Consider the following 22494-nt stretch of genomic DNA (forward strand, 5'->3'; position numbering starts at 1 on the left):
CGGCGCCCGGCGCAACGCGCACCATCCGCACGCAATTTAAAAGCAGTGTGTATTGCTTGATTAAGGCGACACCGCATTCCATACGGTCGTCCGTCGCTACCTGGAGACATCAATGCCCATCGATACGTCCATTCCGCGCTCGCCGGCGCGCCGCACCTTCCTGCGCGCCGGCGGCGCGGCCGCCGCCGGCCTGGCCTGCGCACCCACGTTCGCCCGCGACGACGGCATGCGTTTTGCCGACGATTTCGTGTGGGGCGTCGCGGCGTCGGCTCCGCAAACGGAAAGCCGGGAAGGCCGCGGGCGGAGCAACTGGGACGTGTTCGCGGAGCGCGCCGGCACGATCGCCGACGGCTCGACCAATGCGCGCTGCACCGAATTCGAGCGGCGCTATCCGGCCGATATCGCGTGGATGGCGGCCGCCGGGATTCGCGCCTTCCGCTTCTCGATCGCGTGGCCGCGCGTGCAGCCGCAAGGGCCCGGCGCGCCGAGCGACGCCGGCCTCGCCACCTATGACCGGATGATCGACACGATGCTCGCGCGCGGCATCGAGCCGTTTCCGACGCTGTTTCACTGGGATACGCCGGTCTGGGCCGGCGATTTCCGGACACGCGACATCGCCTATCGGCTGGCCGATTACGCCGATCGGGTGACGCGCCGGCTCGGCGATCGCGTGAAGCACTGGATCGTGCTGAACGAGCCCAATAGTCTCGCGCTGCGCGGCTACGGGATGGGCGTGCATGCGCCGGGGCTGCGTTCGCCGGAAGGCGTGTTCGCGGCGATGCATCACCAGAACCTCGCACAGGGCCTCGCATTCCAGGTGCTGCGGGCGAACCTGCGCGACGCGCGGATCGGCACGACGATCAACCTTCAGCCGGTGCGCCCGGCGGCGGCGCGCGACGAAGACCGCAAGGCGGCCGGCCTCGTCGACGTGCTGTGGAATCGTGCGTTCCTCGATCCGCTGTACGGTCACGGGTATCCCGAGCCGCTCGCGCATTCGCTCGCCGGCCTCGTGCGGCCCGGCGACATGGCCATCGTCGCCGCGAAGCCGGATTTCCTCGGGATGAACTACTACTCGCGCATCTACGTTCGCGCCAATCCGTCCGCCCCGTTCGGCGTCGAGCAGGCCGAGCCGCCGGCCGATCTGCCGCGCACTGCGTACTTCCAGGTCGAGCCGGACGGGATGACCGAGATGCTGCTGCGCGTGCATCGCGATTACGGCGCGCCGGACATCTACATCACCGAAACCGGCTTCGCGCTCGACGATCCGGCGCCGCACGACGGCGTCGTCGACGACGGCCCGCGCGGCGATTACCTGTCGTGCTATCTGCGCGCGGCGCACGACGCCTATCGGCAAGGTGTGCGACTGAAAGGGCTGTTCTACTGGGCCGCCACCGACAACTGGGAATGGGGGCAGGGGTTTTCGAAGCGATTCGGCCTCGTGCACGTCGATCTCGACACGCAGGTTCGTACACCCAAACGCAGCCTCGCGTACTACTCGCGATGCATCGCGCAGAACGCGGTGGCGTGATGCGCGGCTGCTTTCCTCATTCGTCATCGACCCTCGGCATCGCATGAAATCCCGTTCGCTCGCCCGGCGCCGCCCGCGCCGGATCGTACCGGCCAGCGCCGCGCCTCATTCCCCCGACTCGCCGACCTCCGACCGTCGCACGCTGTTGCCGCGCAGCTGGCGGGGCGTCCGGCTGGTGACCGCGCTGGTCGTCGCGTGCGCGGCCGCCGGCGCGGCGATCGGCTGGCTGTCCTCGGTAACGCCGTCCCGTGGCGAGGGCGCGCGCGCCGTCATTGGCAACGGACACGACGGGCCGCTCGACATGGCGTGGATTCCCGGCGGCACCTTCCTGATGGGCAGCGATGCGAAGGCGGCGCAGCCGAACGAGCGGCCGGCGCATCGGGCCACCGTGCGCGGCTTCTGGCTCGATCGTCACGACGTGACCAACGCGGAATTCCGGCGCTTCGTCGATGCGACCGGTTACGTCACGACCGCCGAGCGCAAGCCGGACTGGAGCGCGCTGAGGGCGCAATTGCCGCCCGGCACGCCGCGGCCGCCCGACAGTGCGCTGGTGCCGGGCGCGCTCGTGTTCGTCGGCACGGCGGGCCCGGTTCCGCTGGACGACTACGCGCGCTGGTGGCGCTTCCTGCCCGGTGCCAACTGGCGACACCCCGACGGGCCCGGCAGCACGATCGCGGGCAAGGACGACTACCCGGTCGTGCAGGTCTCGTACGACGATGCGCGCGCGTATGCGCAGTGGGCCGGCAAGCGGCTGCCGACCGAGGCCGAATGGGAATTCGCGGCGCGCGGCGGTCTCGAGCAGGCCGATTACGCGTGGGGCAATCAGCTCAAGCCGGCGGGTCGGCAGATGGCGAATATCTGGGAAGGGCAGCAGCCGCAGCCGTTTCCGGTCGTCGACGCGCGCAGCGGCAAGCCGGCAGCCCCGAGCCCGGTCGGCACCTATCCGCCCAACGGCTACGGGCTCTACGACATGGCCGGCAACGTGTGGCAATGGGTGGCCGACTGGTATCGGGCCGATGCGTTCCTGCTGGCGGTCGAGAGCGGCCGTCCGGTCGCCGACCCGCAAGGGCCCGCCGACAGTTGGGACCCGACGGAGCCCGGCGTGCCGCCGCATGCGCCGAAGCGCGTGATTCGCGGCGGCTCGTTTCTCTGCAACGAATCGTACTGCCAGAGCTATCGACCGAGCGCGCGGCGCGGCGTCGATCCCGAAGCTGGGATGTCGCATCTCGGCTTCCGGCTGGCAATGGACGAGCGCGCGTGGCTCGCCTGGCGCGGCCACAAGCACGCCGGCGCAAACGCAACGGATTGACCGGCCGAGATCAACGCAATCGAGGAGACGAACATGAATTCCCCCCTGACCCGGCGATTCCGCCGGCATATGCCGTCACGCGTCATCGCGTGCGCGATGGCCTGGCTGCTGATGCTGTGCGCCGGCGCCGCGCATGCCGGTGCATCGCGACCGAACATCGTGTGGATCACCGTCGAGGACATCACGACCTTCATCGGCGGATACGGCGACCCGCAGGTCAAGACGCCGAACATCGACCGGCTGGCACGCGAAGGCGTGCTGTACACGCATGCGTACCAGGTGTCGGGCGTGTGCGCGCCGTCGCGTTCCGCGCTGATCACCGGCGTGTACCCGACCTCGGTGGGCGCGCAGCATCACCGGACCGGGCCGGGCGAGATCTCGGTTCCCGGCGTGACGGCGAAGGACAAGCCGAACGGCGTGCCGGCGACCTATTCGGTGGTGCTGCCGCCCGACGTGAAGGCGTTCCCCGAGCTGCTGCGCAAGGCCGGCTACTACACGTCGAACAACCAGAAGACCGACTACCAGTTCGTGCCGCCGGTGACGGTGTGGGACGAGAACGGCCCCGCCGCGTCCTACCGCTATCGCCCGAAGGACAAGCCGTTTTTCGCGGTGTTCAACTTCTTCGTCACGCACGAGTCGATGATCACCTATCGCAAGGACCCGCTGCGCGCCGATCCCGCGTCGATCACGGTGCCGCCGATCTATCCGGACACGCCGGCGGTGCGCGGCGACATCGCGCGCATGTACACCAACATCGAGACGATGGACCGGCAGGTCGGCGAGCTGATCGAGATGCTCAAGCGCGACGGCGTGTACGACAACACGATCATCTTCTTCTTCGCGGACAACGGCGGCACGCTGCCGTGGATGAAGCGCGAGGTGCTCGAGCGCGGCACGCGCGTACCGCTGATCATTCGCTTCCCCGGCGCGCCGCGAGGCGGGTCCACCGATGCGCAGCTCGTGAGCGGCGTCGATCTCGCGCCGACCGTGCTGTCGCTGGCCGGCGTGCCGATTCCGTCGTACATGCAGGGGCAGGCGTTCCTCGGGCCGGCGCGCGCATCGGCGCCGCGCCGCTACGTGTTTGCCGCGCGTGACCGGATGGACAACGAATACGACCGCGTGCGGATGGTGCGCGATCAACGCTTCCGCTATCTGTACAACTACATGCCGGAGAAGCCGTACTACCAGCCGATCCGGTTCCGCGAAAGCATGCCGATGATGCGCGACATCCTGCGGCTGAAGGATGAAGGCAAGCTGCCGCCGGCCACCGCGGCGTGGTTCGGCACGAAGCCGGTCGAGGAGCTGTACGACGCCGATCGGGACCCGTGCGAGCTGCACAACCTCGCGGACGATCCGCGCTATCGCGCCAAGCTCGACGAACTGCGTGCCGCCTTCCACGCGTGGACCGATCGTTACGGCGACATGGGTGGCATACCGGAACCCGAAATGATCTCGCGGATGTGGCTCGGCGGCTCGGCGCCCCCCGCCACGGCGACCCCCGAGATCCGGCCGGCGCCGGGCGGCGTGACGATCGCATGCGCGACCCAGGGCGCGTCGATCGGCTACTGGGTCGAACGTCGCGACGACCCGGCGCCGCGCCTCTCGCACACCGTGCTCAGCTGGGACTTCGAACGGCTCGCCGGCGAAATGCTGCCGCCGAAGCTCGGTGCGCGCTTCGCCCATCTCGGCGATCAGCGGCCCGTGTCGCCGGCCTGGTCCGTGTACGACGCGGGGCGTGTGATTCCGTTGCGCCCCGGCGACGTGCTGCACGTCAACGCGATGCGGATCGGCTATACGGCCGCGACGCTCGACTACCCGTTCCCGCAGACGGAAGCGCGCCGCTAGCGCTTCCCGAACGCGTGACGGCCGGCCCGCGCGGATCGCCGCGACGCGATTCCGCGAGCCGGTCGACGCTGTCACATCGACCAGGAACATACCGAGGCGATGTCGCAACACTAAGTAAAACGAAATATATGGATGGAGACACATGAAGCGAATCATCGTGGTTTCGGCGTTGGCATGCGTTGCAGCAGACGCGGTCGCGCAATCGAGCGTGACGTTGTTCGGTTACATCGGCGCGGGCGTGCGCTGGACCGATGGCGTGAAAGGGGGGAGTCAGATCGGGTTCGACAACAACGCGATATCGGGCAACATTTTCGGCATCAAGGGCGCCGAGGATCTCGGCGGCGGCATGCAGGCGATCTTCATGCTGCAGAGCGGGTTCCTGACGGGCACCGGTGCGCTGGCGAAATCGCCCGGCCTGCTGTTCTCGCAGATGGCTTATGTCGGCCTGAGCGGCCCATACGGCCGCGTCACGTTCGGACGGCAACTGAACGCGCTCGAGGACATCGGCATTGCGCTCGACCCGAATTCCGCGCAAGGGCAGTCGCTGTCGACGATCCCCGGCGTGGTGTGGGGCGGCAACTTCTTCACGAACGATTCGCGCTTCAACAACACGATCAAGTACGTCGGCACGTTCGGCGGCGCGACCGTGCGCGGCAGCTATTCGCCCGGCGGGGTCGCCGGCAATCAGCGCGCCGGCTCGAACGTTGCCGTCGGCACGAGCTACCGGTTCCGGACGCTGTTGCTCGGCGCCGCCTATCAGACGACCTGGAACGCCGACGCATCGCAATGGGCGCGCACGATCATGGGCGGTGCGACCTGGCAGGTCGGCCCGGCCCGGCTCTACCTGAGCTACAGCGATCTCGCCGTCAGCGCCGCGAAGGCCGGCGCGCCGGAGCGGCGCGACCGGATTCCGGCGGTCGGGATCGTCTATCAGGTCACGCCGTTCCTGCAATTGTCCGGCGCGACCTATTACGACTTCGCGCAGAACCTGAAGAACACCGGCGGTGCGGACGGCCGCAAGCTGACGTCGTACGCGATGCTGCAGTACTTCCTGTCGAAGCGGACCAGCCTGTATGCGTAGTTCGATCGAAACGGCTTCTCGGGGGCCTACAAGAAGGATCAGACCAACATCGGCGGGCTGTCGCTGCGACCGGACGGACGCACGGTGACCGGCGTGTCGGTCGGCATGATCACGCAGTTCTGATGCGCGCGGCTTTAACGGCCAGCGTGTAGTTCGTTCTCCATCCTGTTGCGGAACTCATCCATGACTTATTCGAACCCTCGGGTTGTACTGATGCTCGCCGCGTTGCTGCTGGCGCCCGCCGCGCCGGCGCTGGCCCAGCCGTCGGCATCGCGCGCCACCGTGCCGGCCGTCGACGCGGGAAGCGATGCCGGTGTCGCCGGGACCGCCGCGCCGAACCGCGATACGGCGCGGGCCAGACGGAAATCGAACCGGCTGCTCGTCAAGCGCGTGGCCGCGGTGCTCGCGCGCACGCGCGGGCTCGATTCGAGCCGCATCCTGATTCGTGCGGCCGACGGCACGGTGACGTTGTCGGGCACCGTGACGGACAACGTGCAGATTCCGCTGGCGGTCAATGCGGCGCAGCAGGTCACCGGCGTGACGGCCGTTCGTAATCAGCTGCGTATCGGGACCCAGATCGAATAGCGTCGATCGCCGCGCCGGCCGGCGCACGTGACGTACACGCGCCACGCGCCGGCCTCAGCCGCCTTCGACGAGCCGCAGCACGATGCGTCGGGCCGAATCGAGATGCGCGACGGTCATCGCGCGGGCGCCGCGCGCATTGCGTTCGAGGCATGCCTGCAGGATGTCGTCGTGCTCGACCTGGAACGACGGCGTATCCGCGAGCAGCGTGGCCTGCAGGCGCTCGTAACGTTCGACCTGGCCGCGCAGTTCGGCGATCGACTTCAATTGCCGCGCGTTGCCGCAGCACGAATACAGCAACGCATGGAATTCGCGGTTCAGCTCGCCCTGCCGGCGCGGCACGGTTGCATCGCCGAGCAGCCGATGCACGAGTTCGGCGCGCGCGAGCGTTTCGTCGTCGAGCCGCTTCACGCTGCGGTAGATCGCATCGCCTTCGAGCAGCACGCGCAGATCGTAGATTTCCTGCACATCCGACACGCTCAGCATGCGCACGACCGCGCCGCGATTCCTGAAGATGTCGAGCAAGCCTTCGCGTTCCAGCCGCTGGATCGCCTCGCGCATCGGAATCCGGCTGATGCCGAACCGCTCGGCCAGATCGCGCTCGACGAGCCGCTCGCCGGCCGCCAGCTCGCCGTTGATGATCATGTCGCGCAGCGACGCGGCGACCGCGTCCGCCGTGGAGTCGAGTTTGGCTTCCATGCCTGCCTGTTTCGTCATTTTGGAATAATGGTATACCAAATGGCTATGCGATGCCACAATGATGGCCACCGGCGGGCGTCACGCAACGGCGTCCGGCCCCGGTCAGGCAACCGACATCAATGGAGAGCGAGATGGCATCGGGCGAACACCAGTATCGCGTCGTAGTGGAGTGGACGGGTAATCGCGGCACCGGCACGTCGGGGTATCGCGAGTACGGCCGCGATCATGTGATCCGGGCCGGTTCCAAGCCGGATATCCCGGGCTCGTCGGACCCGGCGTTCCGCGGCGACGCGGCGCGCTGGAACCCCGAAGACCTGCTGCTCGCGTCGGCATCGGCATGCCACAAGCTGTGGTATCTGCACCTGTGTTCGGAGGCCGGCATCCGCGTGCTGGCCTATGTCGACCACGCGGAAGGCACGCTGCTCGACAGCGGCGCAGCGGGGCGCTTCACCGAAATCGTGTTGCGCCCGCAGGTGACGATCCGGGTCGGCGACGATCGCGAACGCGCGGCGCATCTGCATCACGATGCGCATGCGAAGTGCTATATCGCGAATTCGGTCAATTTTCCGATTCGCTGTGAGCCGGTGATCGAGGTTGACGCGGCGTAGGAAACCGCGGCTGCGTCGTCATAGCCCGACGCCGTAAACCTCCCGCGCCGCCGCCCGAATCGCCTCCACCATCACCGTCACCGCCGGCGAATGCAGCCTGTCGGTGCGCGTGATGATCCCGAAATCGTCCATCCGGCAATCCATCTCCAGCGGCAGCACCGTGACGATGCCGTGCCGCGCGTAGTAGCGCGCGACGTCCTCGGCGAGCACCGCGATCATGTCGCTCTGTTCGAGCAGTTGCGTGATGAACAGCAGCGCCGAGGTTTCGACGAGATTCGCCGGCGGCGCGAGGCTCGCGCGCTGGAACACGAGTTCGAAGCGGTGCCGCAGCACGCTGCCGGCCGGCGGCACGACCCACGCGGCGCGCTGCACGTCGGCGAGCGCAACCGGCGCTTGCGCGAGCAGCGGATGGCCGGTTCGCACGACGGCGGCTACCGATTCGCCGGTCAGCGGCTCATAACGCAGGCGCAGTTTGTCGTGCTCGGCGGACAGCCGGCCGAGCACGATGTCGATCTTTTCCTGCGCGAGGTGTTCGAGCAGCACGTTGCTGGTGTCGATCTCGACCGACACGTGCAGGCCCGCATGCGTACCCTTTACCGCGGCGACGGCCGGCGGCACGAGCCGCAGGGCCGGCGACGTGATCGCCCCCACCGCCACGTGGCCGAGATGGCCGGCCTTCAGCGCGGCCAGCTCCTCGCGCGCCTGGTCGAGGCTGCCGAGCGCGGCGCGCGCGTGGCGGATCAGCGCGTCGCCGTACAACGTCGGCCGCATCCCGCGCGGCAGGCGCTCGAACAGCACCGCGCCGATCGACTCCTCCAGTTCGCGCAGCAGCTTCGACGCGGCCGGCTGCGTCATGTTCAGCGCGGCCGCCGCGCGGTGGATGCTGCCTTCGTCGGCGAGCGCGACGAGCAGCAGCAACTGGCGCGTCTTCAGACGGGCGCGGTTTCCCCACGGGCTGGCTTCGGTCATCGTACGGGTTTATATCGATATCGGAATCGATATCGTAATCGCCTAAATCGTCATTAGCCAGTTATCAAAATTCTGCCTAGACTGCGCCGGTATCCCGTCACCACAGGACTGACGATGTCGGCAACAAAACCCAGGCTGCGCTCCGCCCAATGGTTCGGCACGAACGACAAGAACGGCTTCATGTACCGGAGCTGGATGAAGAACCAGGGCATTCCCGATCACGAATTCGACGGCCGGCCAATCATCGGCATCTGCAACACGTGGTCCGAACTGACGCCGTGCAACGCGCACTTCCGCAAGCTCGCCGAGCACGTGAAGCGCGGGATCTCGGAAGCGGGCGGTTTCCCGGTCGAGTTCCCGGTGTTCTCGAATGGTGAATCGAACCTGCGGCCGTCTGCGATGCTCACGCGCAACCTCGCGTCGATGGACGTCGAGGAAGCGATTCGCGGCAACCCGATCGACGCGGTCGTGCTGCTCGCCGGCTGCGACAAGACGACACCGGCGCTGCTGATGGGCGCGGCAAGCTGCGACGTGCCGGCGATCGTCGTGTCGGGCGGCCCGATGCTGAACGGCAAGCTGGAGGGCAAGAACATCGGTTCGGGCACGGCCGTGTGGCAGCTGCACGAAGCGCTGAAGGCCGGCGAGATCGACGTGCATCACTTCCTGTCGGCCGAAGCCGGGATGTCGCGCTCGGCCGGCACCTGCAACACGATGGGCACCGCGTCGACGATGGCGTGCATGGCCGAGGCGCTCGGCGTCGCGCTGCCGCACAACGCGGCGATTCCGGCGGTCGATTCGCGTCGCTACGTGCTCGCGCACATGTCGGGCATCCGCATCGTCGAGATGGCGCTCGAAGGGCTCGTGCTGTCGAAGATCCTGACGCGCGCGGCGTTCGAGAACGCGATCCGCACGAACGCGGCGATCGGCGGCTCGACCAACGCGGTGATCCACCTGAAGGCGATCGCCGGCCGCATCGGCGTGCCGCTCGAACTGGAAGACTGGATGCGCATCGGCCGCGACACGCCGACGATCGTCGACCTGATGCCGTCGGGGCGCTTCCTGATGGAGGAGTTCTATTACGCGGGCGGGCTGCCGGCCGTGCTGCGCCGGCTCGGCGAAGGCGGGCTGCTGCCGCATCCGGATGCGCTCACGGTGAACGGCAAGTCGCTGTGGGACAACGTGCGCGAAGCGCCGAACTACGGCGACGAGGTGATCCGCCCGCTCGACCGGCCGCTGATCGCGGACGGCGGCATCTGCATCCTGCGCGGCAATCTCGCGCCGCGCGGCGCGGTGCTGAAACCGTCGGCGGCGAGCCCCGAACTGCTCAAGCATCGCGGCCGCGCGGTGGTGTTCGAGAACCTCGACCACTACAAGGCGACGATCAACGACGAAGCGCTCGACATCGATGCGAGCTCGGTGATGGTGCTGAAGAATTGCGGGCCGCGCGGCTATCCGGGCATGGCCGAGGTCGGCAACATGGGGCTGCCGCCGAAGCTGCTGCGCCAGGGCGTGAAGGACATGGTGCGGATTTCCGACGCACGGATGAGCGGCACCGCGTACGGCACGGTCGTGCTGCACGTGGCACCGGAAGCGGCCGCCGGCGGGCCGCTCGCCGCGGTGCGCAACGGCGACTGGATCGAACTCGACTGCGAGGCCGGCACGCTGCATCTCGACATTACGGATGAGGAACTGCAACGCCGCCTGTCGGACGTCGATCCGACCGCGGCGCCGGGCGTGGCCGGCCAGCTCGGCAAGGGCGGCTACGCGCGGCTGTATATCGATCACGTGCTGCAGGCCGACGAGGGGTGCGACCTCGACTTCCTGGTCGGCACGCGCGGCGCGGACGTGCCGAGCCATTCGCATTGAGCAGGCGGGCGGCGCGACATGCGCCGCCGCCGGTTGCGGGCCTTCCCGGTCCGCGCTTCATGAAACCGTGAACGCATGACGGCCGGTGACAACCGGGCCGAAGCAGGACGCGAACCATGACATCGAGCAGCACGCCGCGCCATCGCGGCATTTTTCCCGTCGTTCCGACGACGTTTACCGACACCGGCGAGCTCGACCTCGCGAGCCAGAAGCGCGCGGTCGATTTCATGATCGACGCCGGCTCGGACGGGCTGTGCATCCTCGCGAACTTCTCCGAGCAGTTCGCGATCACCGACGACGAACGCGACGTGCTCACGCGCACGATCCTCGAGCACGTGGCCGGCCGGGTGCCGGTGATCGTCACGACGTCGCACTACAGCACGCAGGTGTGCGCGGCGCGCAGCCTGCGCGCGCAGCAGCTCGGCGCGGCGATGGTGATGGCGATGCCGCCGTACCACGGCGCGACGTTCCGCGTGCCCGAAGCGCAGATCTTCGATTTCTTCGCGCGCGTGTCGGATGCGATCGACATCCCGATCATGATTCAGGATGCGCCCGCGAGCGGCACCGCGTTGTCCGCGCCGTTCCTCGCGCGGATGGCTCGCGAGATCGAGCAGGTCGCGTACTTCAAGATCGAGACGCCGGGCGCCGCGAACAAGCTGCGCGAACTGATCCGGCTCGGCGGCGACGCGATCGAGGGGCCGTGGGACGGCGAGGAGGCGATCACGCTGCTCGCCGATCTCCATGCGGGCGCGACCGGCGCGATGACGGGCGGCGGCTTCCCGGACGGCATCCGGCCGATCCTCGAAGCATTCCGCGAAGGGCGGCACGACGATGCGTTCGCGCATTACCAGGCATGGCTGCCGCTGATCAATCACGAGAACCGCCAGTCCGGGATCCTCACCGCGAAGGCGCTGATGCGCGAAGGCGGCGTGATCGCGTGCGAGCGGCCGCGGCATCCGATGCCGGAACTGCACCCGGACACGCGCGCGGAATTGCTCGCGATCGCGCGCCGGCTCGATCCGCTCGTGCTGCGCTGGGCGCGCTGAGCGATTCACGAAGGAGACATGCAGGATGAGTGATCCGATTTCGCTGGGTGTCGTCGGGATCGGCAAGATCGCGCGCGACCAGCATCTGCCGGCGATCGCCGCCGAGCCGGGCTTCGCGCTGACCGCCTGCGCGAGCCGCCATGCGGAAGTCGCGGGGGTGCGCAACTATCCCGATCTGCGTGCGCTGCTGGCCGCCGAGCCCGAACTCGACGCGGTGTCGCTGTGCGCGCCGCCGCAGGTGCGCTACGCACAGGCGCGCGCGGCGCTCGAAGCCGGCAAGCACGTGATGCTCGAGAAGCCGCCGGGCGCGACGCTCGGCGAAGTGGCCGCGCTGGATGCGCTGGCCCGCGAGCGCGGCCTCACGCTGTTCGCGACCTGGCATTCGCGCTGCGCGAGCGCGGTCGAGCCGGCGCGTGTGTGGCTTGCGCAACGCACGATCCGCGCGGTGCAGGTGCGCTGGAAGGAAGACGTGCGGCGCTGGCATCCGGGGCAACAGTGGATCTGGGAGCCGGGCGGCCTCGGCGTGTTCGATCCCGGCATCAACGCGCTGTCGATCGTCACGCGCATCCTGCCGCGCGAGCTCGTGCTGCGCGAGGCGACGCTCATCGTGCCGAGCGACGTGCAGACGCCGATCGCGGCCGAACTCGATTGCGCGGATACCGACGGCGTGCCGGTGCACGCGGAATTCGACTGGCGCCACGGCCCGGTCGAGCAATGGGAGATCGCGGTCGACACGGCCGACGGCGTGCTCGCGATCAGCCGCGGCGGCGCGCAATTGTCGATCGCGGGCGAGCCGGTCGAGATCGGGCCGGAGCGCGAGTACCCGGCGCTGTATGCGCACTTCCACGCGCTGATCGCGCGTGGCGAAAGCGACGTCGACGTGCGGCCGCTGCGGCTCGTCGCCGATGCCTTCCTGTTCGGCCGGCGCGTGCAGACCGACGCGTTCGGCCGCTGAACCTGCGTGCGCGCTTCGGTACGGCGAAGCGCGCACGACGAATGATTGATTACGGCACACATCACGGCATCAGCCGGTACAAAGGAGACACCCATGAACCGCACGACTCACACGATCCGTCGACACACCCTGCGCGCGCTGCTGGCCGCGCTTTGCATCGCGCCGCTCGGGATGACGGGCGCCGCGCACGCCGACGCGCCGCTGAAGATCGGCTTCCTCGTGAAGATGCCCGAGCAGGCGTGGTTCATCAACGAGCAGAACGCCGCGTCCGCGCTCGGCCAGAAGGAGAACTTCTCGGTCGTGAAGATCGGCACGCCGGACGGCGAGAAGGTGCTGGCCGCGATCGACAACCTCGGCTCGCAAGGCGCGCAGGGCTTCGTGATCTGCGCGCCGGACGTGCGTCTCGGGCCGGCGATCGCATCGCGCGCGAAGCGCTACAACATGAAGTTCGTGACGGTCGACGACCAGCTCGTCGATTCGAGCGGCAAGCCGCTGCCGAACGTGCCGCACCTCGGGATGTCGGCGACCAAGATCGGCAACCAGGTCGGCCAGGCGATCTCCGACGAGATGAAGCGGCGCGGCTGGAAGCCGGAGGAAGTCGGCGCGCTGCGCATCACCAACTACGAGCTGCCGACCGCGAAGCTGCGCACCGACGGCGCGACGCAGGCGCTGCTCGCGAACGGCTTCCGCAAGGAGAACATCTTCGACGCGCCGCAGAAGACGACCGACGACGAAGGCGGCTTCAGCGCGGCGGCACCGGTGCTCGCGCGCCATCCGAACGTGAAGAAATGGGTGATCTACGCGCTGAACGAGGAAACCGTGCTCGGCGCGGTGCGCGCGACCGAACAGCTGCACATCCCGGCGGCCGATGTGATCGGCGTCGGCATCAACGGCGCGGGCGAGGCGTTCGCCGAATTCCAGAAGAAGGAGCCGACCGGCTTCTACGGGACGATCGCGGTCAGCTCGACGAACCACGGCAAGGACAGCACGCAGAACCTCGTCGACTGGATTCGCAACGGCAAGACGCCGCCGGCCGACACGCAGACGAGCGGCAAGCTGATGACGCGCGCGAACTGGCAGGCCGTGCGCGCCGAACTCGGTATCTGAGCGGGGCGAGGCGAGAACGCAATGACGATGCAGACGATGACGGCCGCGTCCGGCCACGACGCCGAAGCGGGTACGCCGCCGGACGGCCCGCTGCTCGCGCTCGACGGCATCACCGTGACGTTTCCGGGCGTGCGTGCGCTCGACGCGGTGTCGCTGTCGGTGCGCGCGGGCGAAGTGCACGGGCTGATGGGCGAGAACGGCGCGGGTAAATCGACGCTGCTGAAGGTGCTGTCCGGTGTGAACCAGCCGCAGGCCGGCACGCTGACGCTGAACGGCACCGCGCAGCGTTTCGCGTCGACGCGCGCGGCGCTCGAGGCCGGCATCGCGATCATCTACCAGGAACTGCATCTGGTGCCCGAGCTGACGGTCGCGGAAAACCTGATGCTCGGGCAATTGCCGAGCCGGCTCGGCGTGGTCGACGAGCGCACGCTCGCGGCACGCGCGCTCGATGCGCTGGAGCGGCTCGGCGAGCACATCGATCCGGGCATCCCGGTGAAATATCTGTCGATCGGCCAGCGCCAGATGATCGAGATCGGCAAGGCGCTGATGCGCCATGCGCGCGTGATCGCGTTCGACGAACCGACGAGTTCGCTGTCCGCACGCGAGACCACGCAACTGTTCCGGATCATCCGCGCGCTGCGCGCGGAAGGCCGCGCGATCATCTACGTCACGCACCGGATGGAGGAAGTCTACGAACTGTGCGACCGCGTGACGGTGTTTCGCGACGGCCGCCGCATCGACACGTTCGATTCCGTCGCCGATCTCGACCGCGACCGGCTGATCGGCTGCATGGTCGGCCGTTCGATCGAGGACGTGTACGGCTACCGGTCGCGCCCGGCCGGCGACGTACTGATCGAAGCGAAAGGGTTGGCGGGGCCGGGGCTGGCCGAGCCCGTGTCGTTCACCGCGCGGCGCGGCGAGATCGTCGGCTTCTTCGGGCTCGTCGGCGCGGGCCGCTCCGAGCTGATGAAGCTGCTGTACGGCGCCGTGCGACCGAGCGCCGGGCACGTCGAGCTGAACGGCAAGCGGGTGGCGTTCGGCAGCCCGCGCGACGCGGTGCGCGCCGGCATCGCGCTGTGCCCGGAAGACCGCAAGCAGGAAGGCATCGTCGCGATCGCGTCGGTGGCCGACAACCTGAACATCAGCGCGCGCCGTCATTTCAGCCCGGCGCGCGTGCTGCTCGACGGGCGACGCGAACGCGAGCTTGCGCAGAAATACATCGAGCGGCTCGCGATCAAGACCCGCGACGGCGACACGCCGATCGGCGCGCTGTCGGGCGGCAACCAGCAGAAGGTCGTGCTCGCGCGCTGGCTGGCCGAGCGCATCGACGTGTTCCTGATGGACGAGCCGACGCGCGGCATCGACGTCGGCGCGCGCGCGGAAATCTACAACCTGTTCTACGAACTCGCGGAAGCGGGCCGCACCGTGATCCTCGTGTCGAGCGATCTGGCCGAGGTGATCGGCGTGTCGGACCGCATCGTCGTGATGAAGGAAGGACGGATTGCGGGCGAGGTTGCGAAGGCGCACGCGACGCCCGATGCACTGATCAAGCTCGCGCTGCCGCGCTAGCGGCGTGCTGTTCAACCGGAAAGCAAGTGAACTGATATGAGCCAGGCAATGCAACCCCAACGTACTTCCCCGTCCCCGGATGCCGCCGCCGCGGCCACGCCCGTGCGACCACGCAGCGGCGTGTGGCAGCTGATCAACCGCTCCGGCATCGTGATGGTGTTTCTGGTGCTGTTCGCGACGCTGTCGCTGACCGTGCCGGACTTCCTCACGCCGCGCAACATCCAGGGCCTGCTGCTGTCGGTCACGCTGATCGGCTCGATCGCGGTGACGATGATGTTCGTGCTCGCGCTCGGCGAGGTCGACCTGTCGGTCGCGTCGATCGTCGCGTTCTCGGGTGTCGTCGCGTCGACGCTGATCACCGCGACGCACAGCGTCGTGCTCGGGATCGCGGCCGGCGTGCTCGCGGGCGGCGCGGTCGGGCTCGTGAACGGCGTGCTGATCGCGCGCTATCGGATCAACTCGCTGATCGTCACGCTCGCGATGATGGAAGTCGTGCGCGGGCTCGCGTTCATCACGTCGAACGGCGACGCGGTGATGATCTCGGAAGAACGCTTCTTCGATCTCGGCGGCGGGTCGTTCCTGGGCATCTCGTTTCCGATCTGGAGCAACATCGTCGGCTTCGTCGTGTTCGGCTTCCTGCTGCGCAAGACGGTGTTCGGCAAGAACGTGCTGGCCGTCGGCGGCAACGGCGAGGCCGCGCTGCTCGCGGGGCTGCCGGTGATGCGCATCAAGATCGCGGTGTTCGTGCTGCAGGGGCTCGTGACCGGCTTCGCCGGCGTGATGCTCGCGTCGCGGATGAGCCTCGGCGATCCGAAGACGTCGGTCGGCCTCGAACTCGGCGTGATCTCCGCGTGCGTGCTCGGCGGCGTGTCGCTGACGGGCGGCGTCGCGACGATCTCCGGCGTGCTGGTCGGCGTGCTGATCATGGGCTCCGTGCAGGACGCAATGAGTCTGCTGAACGTGCCGACCTTTTACCAATATCTGATACGCGGCGGAATTCTGTTGCTCGCGGTGCTGTTCGACCAGTATCGTCGCAACCAGCGGCGCGCGATGAAGATCTGACTTCGGTGATGGCGCGGCCGCCCGCGAACGCGACAGATCAGATATCGGGAGACGGCATGCAACAGACTCATCCGGCCGCGTCGGCGACGCTGCTGGCCGACAGCCGCAACACGCTCGGCGAAGGCGCGACGTGGTGCGACAGGACGCACACCCTGTACTGGGTGGACATCGAAGGCGCGCGGCTGTGGCGCTGCCCGGCGGATGGCTCGGACCTCGTGCAATGGGCGATGCCCGAGCGGCTCGCATGCTTCGCGCTGACCGACGATCCGGACGTGCTGTTGGTCGGGCTCGCGACCCATCTCGCGTTTTTCGATCTGCGCAGCGGCGCGTTCACGCGGATCGTCGACGTCGAGCCTGAACTGCCCACGCGGCTGAACGACGGGCGCTGCGACGGGGCCGGCGCGTTCGTGTTCGGGATGAAGGACGAAGGCGCCGAGCCGCCGCGTGCGGTCGGCGGGTTCTATCGGCTCAATTCCGACCTCACGCTCGAACGGCTCGCGTTGCCGCCGGCCGCGATCGCGAACAGCATCGGATTCTCGCCGGATGGTTCGAAGATGTATTTCTGCGATTCGCTGGTGCGCGAGATTTTCGTGTGCGATTACCGCGCGGGTGGCGATGTGGCCAATGTGCGGCCGTTCGCGCGGCTGACGGATGTAGACGGCGACCCGGACGGCTCGATCGTCGATCGCGACGGCGGGTTGTGGAATGCGCAGTGGGGTGGGCGGCGCGTGGTGCGCTATGGGCCGGACGGGATCGAGACGGATCGCGTTGAAGTGCCGACCGCGCAGCCGAGCTGTGTGGCGCTTGATGGTGACGGCCGGTTGTATGTGACGAGTGCGCGTGTTGACCTGAGCGACGATGCGCTGGCGAGCGACGCGCACGCGGGCGGCGTGTTCGTCGCGCAAACGCGGCACGTGGGGCTGCCGACCGCACGGTTCGCGGGCACGCCGCGTGGTTGATCGCCTGGCCGCCGCATCCGGGTTCCCGTCCATGGGATCGCGCTGACGCGGCGGGCTTCACGCTCATGCCGGCGCTCCGCCGCGCATGCGCGAACGCGCGGCGGCTGCCCGTCTGCCCGAACACGCCTTTCTTCTCCCCGACCTGCTGGTAAGATGGCCCGCAATTCCATCCAGCACGCGCCATGAGTTCCACCCCGACCAAGCCCACCCGTTCGAAACCCGCCGCGAAGGACGCCGCCCACATGCCGGGCGACAAGCCGAAAGCGCGCGTGCAGCAGCGCCTGACCTACGTGATCGGCGGCCTCGACCGGCTGCTGCGCCGCCACATGACCGACGCACTCGCGCCGCTCGGCATCACGCTCGCGCAATACACGGCGCTGTCGGTGCTCGAGGCGCGCGGCGCATCGTCGAACGCGCAGCTGGCCGAGCGCTCGTGGATCACGCCGCAATCGGCGAACGAGGTGATGAGCGTGATGGCCGCCCGCGGTTTCGTCACGCGCGAAGCCGACCCGTCGCATGGCCGCATCATCCTGCTGACGCTGACCGATGCAGGCGCGGCGATGCTGCGCGAATGCGAAGCCGCGCTGCGGCCGGTCGAGGCACGCATGCTCGGCGACATCTCGGCCGACGACGCCGCGCACGTGCAGCGCGCGCTCGAACTGTTCTCGCGCAACCTGCGCGGCTGACCGCTTCCCCGTTTTCACGACGCAGGCCCGCCAGGCCCGCGCTCGCTGCGTCCGCGCCATCGGGCGTTCGCCCGACCGCGCCCTGATTTCCCCCGCGCTTTCTCCGCGTTCCGCTCCGGGTTTACACCGGCGCTCGTGCCGCTTGCAATATCAGGTAGCCTGATATTAAATGAAGTCGTCCGCAGCATGCAGGCTGCGCACCGAATCGCACTGGAAACGAACGACAGGAACAGACATGAGCAAGTACGACAACCGCTGGCAGACCGTTGAAGTGAAAGTGGAGGCCGGCATCGCGTGGGTCACGCTGAATCGCCCCGAGAAGCGCAACGCCATGAGCCCGACGCTGAACCGGGAGATGCTGGAAGTCCTCGACGCGGTCGAGTTCGACGACGAGGCAAAGGTGCTGGTGCTGACCGGCGCGGGCGCCGCGTGGACGGCCGGCATGGATCTGAAGGAATATTTTCGCGAGATCGACGGCGGCTCCGACGCGCTGCAGGAAAAAGTGCGCCGCGACGCATCGGAATGGCAGTGGCGCCGCCTGCGGATGTACAACAAGCCGACCATCGCGATGGTGAACGGCTGGTGCTTCGGCGGCGGGTTCTCGCCGCTCGTCGCGTGCGACCTCGCGATCGCGGCGGACGACGCGGTGTTCGGGCTGTCGGAGATCAACTGGGGCATCCCGCCGGGCAACCTCGTCAGCAAGGCGATGGCGGACACGGTCGGGCATCGTCGCGCGCTGCACTACATCATGACCGGCGACACGTTCACCGGCGCGGAGGCGGCGGAAATGGGCCTCGTGAACAGCAGCGTGCCGCTCGCCGAACTGCGCGACGCGACGATCGCGCTCGCCGCGCGGCTGATGGACAAGAACCCGGTCGTGCTGCGCGCGGCGAAGCACGGCTTCAAGCGTTCGCGCGAACTCACGTGGGAACAGTGCGAGGATTACCTGTATGCGAAGCTCGACCAGGCGCAACTGCGCGATCCGGAGCGCGGCCGCGAGCAGGGGCTGAAGCAATTCCTCGACGACAAGACGATCAAGCCGGGCCTGCAGGCATACAAGCGCTGAGACAAGCGCCGACGCAGCCGCCGGCATCATCGCCGGCGTAATCGCAAGAGACAGGCAAGGCAGGAGACGACATGACAGACAGACGGATGCTGATCGGCGGCGAGTGGTGCAACGCCCGCGACGGGCGCACCTTCGACCGCTTCAACCCCGCGACCGGCGCGCTCGCATCACGCGCGCCGGCGGCCGGCGTGGCCGACGCCGACGCGGCGATCGACGCCGCGCACCGCGCGTTCCCCGCATGGGCGGCGCTTGCGCCGACCGAGCGCCGCCGCCGGCTGCTGAAGGCGGCCGACCTGATGGATGCGCGCATCGACGCGTTCATCGCGACCGGCGTGGCCGAAACCGGCGCGACGCCCGGCTGGCTCGGCTTCAACGTGACGCTCGCGGCGAACATGCTGCGCGAGGCCGCGTCGATGACGACGCAGATCGACGGCGACGTGATCCCGTCCGACGTACCGGGCAATCTCGCGCTCGCGATGCGCGTGCCGTGCGGCGTGGTGCTCGGCATCGCGCCGTGGAACGCGCCGGTGATCCTCGGCACGCGTGCGCTGGCGATGCCGCTCGCATGCGGCAACACGGTCGTGCTGAAGGCGTCCGAGGCGTGCCCGGGCGTGCACGCGCTGATCGGCGAGGTGCTGGACGAAGCGGGGCTCGGCGCCGGCGTGGTCAACGTGATCACGCACGCGGCGGCCGACGCGCCCGAACTCGTCGAGCGGATGATCGCGCATCCGCACGTGAAGCGGATCAACTTCACCGGGTCGACGCACGTCGGCCGCATCATCGCGCGCCACGCCGCCGCGCACCTGAAACCCGTGCTGCTCGAACTCGGCGGCAAGGCGCCGGTGCTGGTGCTCGACGATGCCGATCTCGACGCGGCCGTCGACGCGATCGCGTTCGGCGCATTTTTCAACCAGGGGCAGATCTGCATGTCGACCGAGCGCGTGATCGTCGCGCGGCCGATCGCCGATGCGCTCGTCGAACGGCTCGCCGCGAAGGCGCGCACGTTGATCGCCGGCGATCCGCTGGTCGGCCATTCGCTCGGCACGATGGTCGATGCGTCGGCCGCCGCGCGCGCGGCGTCGCTGGTCGAGGATGCGCGTGCGCAGGGCGCGCAATTGCCGCTCGGCTGCCGTGTGGAGGGTGCGACGATGCAGCCCGCGATCGTCGACGGCGTCATGCCCGGCATGCGGCTCTATCGCGAGGAATCGTTCGCACCGGTCGTCGCGATCCTGCGCGCGGACAGCGACGACGAGGCGGTCGCGCTGGCGAACGACAGCGAATTCGGGCTGTCGGCGAGCGTGTTCAGCCGCGATATCGCACGTGCGATGGCGGTCGCGCGACGGATCGAATCGGGAATCTGCCACGTCAACGGGCCGACCGTGCACGACGAAGCGCAGATGCCGTTCGGCGGCACGAAGGCGAGCGGCTACGGCCGCTTCGGCAGCCGTGCGTCGATCGCCGAATTCACCGAGCTGCGCTGGATCACCGTGCAGACCACGCCGCGCCACTATCCGATATGAGCGAGCCGACGATGAATGCAGAGAAGGCGCCGCTTCAGGTCGGTCAACACGCCGACGCCGTGCGCTATCGCGCGGCCGCCGTCGCCGTTGGCGCGGCCGAGATTCGCCGCGCCGACGACGGTACCTGGTACCTGCGTTCGCGCGAGCCGCTCGGCGATTACCCGACGCGCGTCACCGACTGCCTCGTGCGGGGCGCGCAAGCGCACCCCGACCGCGTGCTGGCCGCGCGGCGCGGCGCCGACGGGAACTGGATCGAGATCACTTATGCGCAGATGCTCGAACGTGCCCGCGCGCTCGGCCAGGGCCTCGTCGATCTCGGGCTGTCGGCCGAGCGTCCGCTCGCGGTGCTGTCCGGCAACGATCTCGAGCACCTGCAGTTGATGTTCGCGGCGATGCTGGCCGGCGTGCCGTACTCGCCGATCTCGCCCGCGTATTCGCTGGTGTCGACCGACTACGGAAAGCTGCGTCATACGCTCGGCGTGCTGCGGCCGGGCGCGGTGTTCGTCGCGGAACGCGCGCCGTTCGCGCGGGCGCTCGACGCGACGTTGCCGGCCGATGCGGCGCTGATCGTCGCGCGCGATGCCGATGTTGATGCAGAGGATCGCGCGGTGCCGCTGTCGCGCCTGCTCGCCACCGCACCGCGCACGATCGACGCGATCCACGAGGCGATCGGCCCCGACCATCTCGCGAAGATCCTGTTCACGTCCGGTTCGACGAAGCAACCGAAGGCCGTGCCGACCACGCACCGGATGCTGTGCAGCAACCAGCAGATGCTGCGCCAGACGATGCCGGAACTCACGCGCGAGCCGCCGGTGCTGGTGGACTGGCTGCCATGGAATCACACGTTCGGCGGCAGCCACAACCTCGGCATCGCGCTGTACAACGGCGGCACGCTGTATATCGACGACGGCCGCCCGATGCCCGGCCGCTTCGACGAAACCGTGCGCAATTTGCGCGAGATCGCCCCGACGATCTACTTCAACGTGCCGAAGGGCTGGGAGGAACTGACCGCCGCGCTCGAACGCGATGCCGAATTGCGCGACACGTTCTTCTCGCGCGTGAAGCTGTATTTCTTCGGCGGCGCGGGGCTGTCGCAGGCCGCGTGGGACCGGCTCGACCGCGTGACCGAAGCGCATTGCGGCGAGCGTATCCGGATCATGGCCGGCCTCGGGATGACGGAGGCGTCGCCGTCGTGCCTGTTCACGACCGGCCCGCTGATGCGCGCCGGCTATATCGGGCTGCCCGCGCCCGGCTGCGACGCGAAGCTCGTGCCGTGCGGCGGCAAGCACGAACTGCGCTTCAAGGGGCCGAACGTAATGCGCGGCTACTGGCACGCGGACGTCGATCCGCGCGACGTGTTCGACGAAGAAGGCTATTACCGCAGCGGCGACGCGGGCGTCTTTGCCGATCCGGAGCGGCCGGAACTCGGGCTGCTGTTCGACGGGCGATTGACCGAGGATTTCAAGCTGAGCAGCGGCACGTTCGTGAGCGTCGGGCCGTTGCGCGCGCATGCGGTGTCGACGGGTGCGCCGTACGTGCAGGACGTGGTCGTCACCGGGATCAATCGCGACGACATCGGCTTGCTGGTGTTTCCGCGCGTCGACGCGTGCCGGGCGCTGGCAGGGCTCGCCGCGGATGCCTCGGTGACCGACGTGCTGCGCGCGCCGGCCGTGCGCGCGGCGTTCGCGGCGTGGCTGGCTGCGTTGAACCGGAATGCGAGCGGCGGGTCGACGTTCGTCGCGCGGATCAAGCTGATCGACACGCCGCCGTCGCTCGATCTCGGCGAGGTGACCGACAAGGGTTCGCTGAACCAGGCGGCCGTGCAGAAGCATCGCGCGGCGACGATCGACGCGCTGTACGACCCGGCGCGGCGCGATCCCGACGTGATTTACGCGTAGGCAGCACGCGCGAGCAGTTACAGCAGTAAGCAACCAGCAGGCACAACGACCGGCCGGCCACGACACCGGCAGGCGCTCTTTCGGCCAGTGAATCAGGTTGCCTGATAAAGGCGGCCGTTCATACGACACCTCGCGCGCC

General features: G+C 68.4%; 19 protein-coding genes. 17 read left to right on the forward strand and 2 right to left on the reverse strand.

The features are described 5' to 3' along the window. The first annotated feature begins 112 nt into the window (after positions 1-112). The 5 genes from AP428_RS27335 (at position 113) to AP428_RS27355 (ending at position 6348) form a co-directional block, all read left to right on the forward strand. The gene (locus tag AP428_RS27335) at positions 113-1528 is read left to right on the forward strand and encodes a glycoside hydrolase family 1 protein (RefSeq protein ID WP_011548791.1); all 1416 of its coding nucleotides are present in this window, start codon (positions 113-115) and stop codon (positions 1526-1528) included. Between the two features lie 43 nt (positions 1529-1571). Continuing rightward, positions 1572-2837 (forward strand): formylglycine-generating enzyme family protein, encoded by a 1266-nt coding sequence (locus AP428_RS27340; protein ID WP_011694902.1) that lies wholly within the window; start codon positions 1572-1574, stop codon positions 2835-2837. Between the two features lie 33 nt (positions 2838-2870). After that, entirely contained in the window at positions 2871-4682 is a 1812-nt protein-coding gene (locus AP428_RS27345) for a sulfatase (RefSeq protein ID WP_011548793.1), read from the forward strand. Between the two features lie 142 nt (positions 4683-4824). Then, a complete protein-coding gene (locus tag AP428_RS27350; RefSeq protein ID WP_011548794.1) occupies positions 4825-5763 on the forward strand; it encodes a porin in 939 nt (312 codons plus the stop codon). 183 nt (positions 5764-5946) lie between these two features. Beyond that, positions 5947-6348 carry a BON domain-containing protein gene (locus AP428_RS27355; protein WP_226292224.1) on the forward strand — a complete coding sequence of 134 codons (402 nt, stop codon included), beginning with the start codon at positions 5947-5949 and terminating at the stop codon, positions 6346-6348. A 54-nt stretch (positions 6349-6402) separates the two neighbouring features. Here AP428_RS27355 and AP428_RS27360 read toward each other — a convergent pair whose 3' ends face one another. Beyond that, positions 6403-7044: a GntR family transcriptional regulator gene (locus AP428_RS27360; protein ID WP_172593257.1), complete on the reverse strand. Its 642-nt coding sequence runs from the start codon at positions 7042-7044 to the stop codon at positions 6403-6405. Positions 7045-7175: 131 nt separating this feature from the next. Here AP428_RS27360 and AP428_RS27365 point away from each other — a divergent pair, with 131 nt between their 5' ends. Continuing rightward, positions 7176-7652: an OsmC family protein gene (locus tag AP428_RS27365; protein WP_011548797.1), complete on the forward strand. Its 477-nt coding sequence runs from the start codon at positions 7176-7178 to the stop codon at positions 7650-7652. Between the two features lie 18 nt (positions 7653-7670). Here the strand turns inward: AP428_RS27365 and AP428_RS27370 are convergent, their stop codons facing one another. Next, on the reverse strand, positions 7671-8621 hold the full coding sequence (locus tag AP428_RS27370) for a LysR substrate-binding domain-containing protein (RefSeq protein WP_011548798.1): 951 nt from the start codon (positions 8619-8621) through the stop codon (positions 7671-7673). A gap of 114 nt (positions 8622-8735) precedes the next feature. On the opposite strand from AP428_RS27370, the gene AP428_RS27375 reads away from it, so the two are divergent. From AP428_RS27375 to AP428_RS27425, 11 genes are all read left to right on the forward strand, one after another. Further along, positions 8736-10487 (forward strand): IlvD/Edd family dehydratase, encoded by a 1752-nt coding sequence (locus tag AP428_RS27375; RefSeq protein WP_011548799.1) that lies wholly within the window; start codon positions 8736-8738, stop codon positions 10485-10487. A gap of 116 nt (positions 10488-10603) precedes the next feature. Beyond that, complete coding sequence (locus AP428_RS27380) at positions 10604-11533, forward strand: dihydrodipicolinate synthase family protein (protein ID WP_006480236.1); 930 nt, start codon at positions 10604-10606, stop codon at positions 11531-11533. Between the two features lie 25 nt (positions 11534-11558). Next, the gene (locus tag AP428_RS27385; RefSeq protein ID WP_011548800.1) at positions 11559-12488 is read left to right on the forward strand and encodes a Gfo/Idh/MocA family protein; all 930 of its coding nucleotides are present in this window, start codon (positions 11559-11561) and stop codon (positions 12486-12488) included. A gap of 93 nt (positions 12489-12581) precedes the next feature. After that, positions 12582-13595: an arabinose ABC transporter substrate-binding protein gene (locus tag AP428_RS27390; protein ID WP_006480238.1), complete on the forward strand. Its 1014-nt coding sequence runs from the start codon at positions 12582-12584 to the stop codon at positions 13593-13595. A gap of 21 nt (positions 13596-13616) precedes the next feature. Next, positions 13617-15164, forward strand: coding sequence for an L-arabinose ABC transporter ATP-binding protein AraG (gene araG, locus AP428_RS27395; RefSeq protein ID WP_011548801.1), 1548 nt, complete (start codon positions 13617-13619; stop codon positions 15162-15164). A gap of 36 nt (positions 15165-15200) precedes the next feature. Beyond that, complete coding sequence (araH, locus tag AP428_RS27400) at positions 15201-16226, forward strand: L-arabinose ABC transporter permease AraH (RefSeq protein ID WP_011548802.1); 1026 nt, start codon at positions 15201-15203, stop codon at positions 16224-16226. 56 nt (positions 16227-16282) lie between these two features. Then, entirely contained in the window at positions 16283-17185 is a 903-nt protein-coding gene (locus tag AP428_RS27405) for an SMP-30/gluconolactonase/LRE family protein (protein WP_011548803.1), read from the forward strand. Between the two features lie 182 nt (positions 17186-17367). Continuing rightward, positions 17368-17871, forward strand: coding sequence for a MarR family winged helix-turn-helix transcriptional regulator (locus AP428_RS27410; RefSeq protein ID WP_011548804.1), 504 nt, complete (start codon positions 17368-17370; stop codon positions 17869-17871). A gap of 235 nt (positions 17872-18106) precedes the next feature. Further along, the gene (locus AP428_RS27415; RefSeq protein WP_011548805.1) at positions 18107-18937 is read left to right on the forward strand and encodes a p-hydroxycinnamoyl CoA hydratase/lyase; all 831 of its coding nucleotides are present in this window, start codon (positions 18107-18109) and stop codon (positions 18935-18937) included. Between the two features lie 71 nt (positions 18938-19008). Beyond that, positions 19009-20457 (forward strand): aldehyde dehydrogenase, encoded by a 1449-nt coding sequence (locus AP428_RS27420; protein ID WP_011548806.1) that lies wholly within the window; start codon positions 19009-19011, stop codon positions 20455-20457. Then, positions 20454-22355, forward strand: coding sequence for a feruloyl-CoA synthase (locus tag AP428_RS27425; protein WP_011548807.1), 1902 nt, complete (start codon positions 20454-20456; stop codon positions 22353-22355). The genes AP428_RS27420 and AP428_RS27425 overlap by 4 nt, the downstream gene beginning before the upstream one ends. Positions 22356-22494 lie beyond the last annotated feature (139 nt).

The sequence above is a fragment of the Burkholderia sp. E168m22 genome (genome assembly GCF_001319805.1).
Taxonomy (GTDB): domain Bacteria; phylum Pseudomonadota; class Gammaproteobacteria; order Burkholderiales; family Burkholderiaceae; genus Burkholderia; species Burkholderia orbicola.

Coding starts and splice junctions, on each gene's coding strand:
- AP428_RS27335 (WP_011548791.1), top strand. CDS start 113: ATGCCCATCGATACGTCCATTCCGCGCTCGCCGGCGCGCCGCACCTTC.
- AP428_RS27340 (WP_011694902.1), top strand. CDS start 1,572: ATGAAATCCCGTTCGCTCGCCCGGCGCCGCCCGCGCCGGATCGTACCG.
- AP428_RS27345 (WP_011548793.1), top strand. CDS start 2,871: ATGAATTCCCCCCTGACCCGGCGATTCCGCCGGCATATGCCGTCACGC.
- AP428_RS27350 (WP_011548794.1), top strand. CDS start 4,825: ATGAAGCGAATCATCGTGGTTTCGGCGTTGGCATGCGTTGCAGCAGAC.
- AP428_RS27355 (WP_226292224.1), top strand. CDS start 5,947: ATGACTTATTCGAACCCTCGGGTTGTACTGATGCTCGCCGCGTTGCTG.
- AP428_RS27360 (WP_172593257.1), bottom strand. CDS start 7,044: ATGGAAGCCAAACTCGACTCCACGGCGGACGCGGTCGCCGCGTCGCTG.
- AP428_RS27365 (WP_011548797.1), top strand. CDS start 7,176: ATGGCATCGGGCGAACACCAGTATCGCGTCGTAGTGGAGTGGACGGGT.
- AP428_RS27370 (WP_011548798.1), bottom strand. CDS start 8,621: ATGACCGAAGCCAGCCCGTGGGGAAACCGCGCCCGTCTGAAGACGCGC.
- AP428_RS27375 (WP_011548799.1), top strand. CDS start 8,736: ATGTCGGCAACAAAACCCAGGCTGCGCTCCGCCCAATGGTTCGGCACG.
- AP428_RS27380 (WP_006480236.1), top strand. CDS start 10,604: ATGACATCGAGCAGCACGCCGCGCCATCGCGGCATTTTTCCCGTCGTT.
- AP428_RS27385 (WP_011548800.1), top strand. CDS start 11,559: ATGAGTGATCCGATTTCGCTGGGTGTCGTCGGGATCGGCAAGATCGCG.
- AP428_RS27390 (WP_006480238.1), top strand. CDS start 12,582: ATGAACCGCACGACTCACACGATCCGTCGACACACCCTGCGCGCGCTG.
- araG (WP_011548801.1), top strand. CDS start 13,617: ATGACGATGCAGACGATGACGGCCGCGTCCGGCCACGACGCCGAAGCG.
- araH (WP_011548802.1), top strand. CDS start 15,201: ATGAGCCAGGCAATGCAACCCCAACGTACTTCCCCGTCCCCGGATGCC.
- AP428_RS27405 (WP_011548803.1), top strand. CDS start 16,283: ATGCAACAGACTCATCCGGCCGCGTCGGCGACGCTGCTGGCCGACAGC.
- AP428_RS27410 (WP_011548804.1), top strand. CDS start 17,368: ATGAGTTCCACCCCGACCAAGCCCACCCGTTCGAAACCCGCCGCGAAG.
- AP428_RS27415 (WP_011548805.1), top strand. CDS start 18,107: ATGAGCAAGTACGACAACCGCTGGCAGACCGTTGAAGTGAAAGTGGAG.
- AP428_RS27420 (WP_011548806.1), top strand. CDS start 19,009: ATGACAGACAGACGGATGCTGATCGGCGGCGAGTGGTGCAACGCCCGC.
- AP428_RS27425 (WP_011548807.1), top strand. CDS start 20,454: ATGAGCGAGCCGACGATGAATGCAGAGAAGGCGCCGCTTCAGGTCGGT.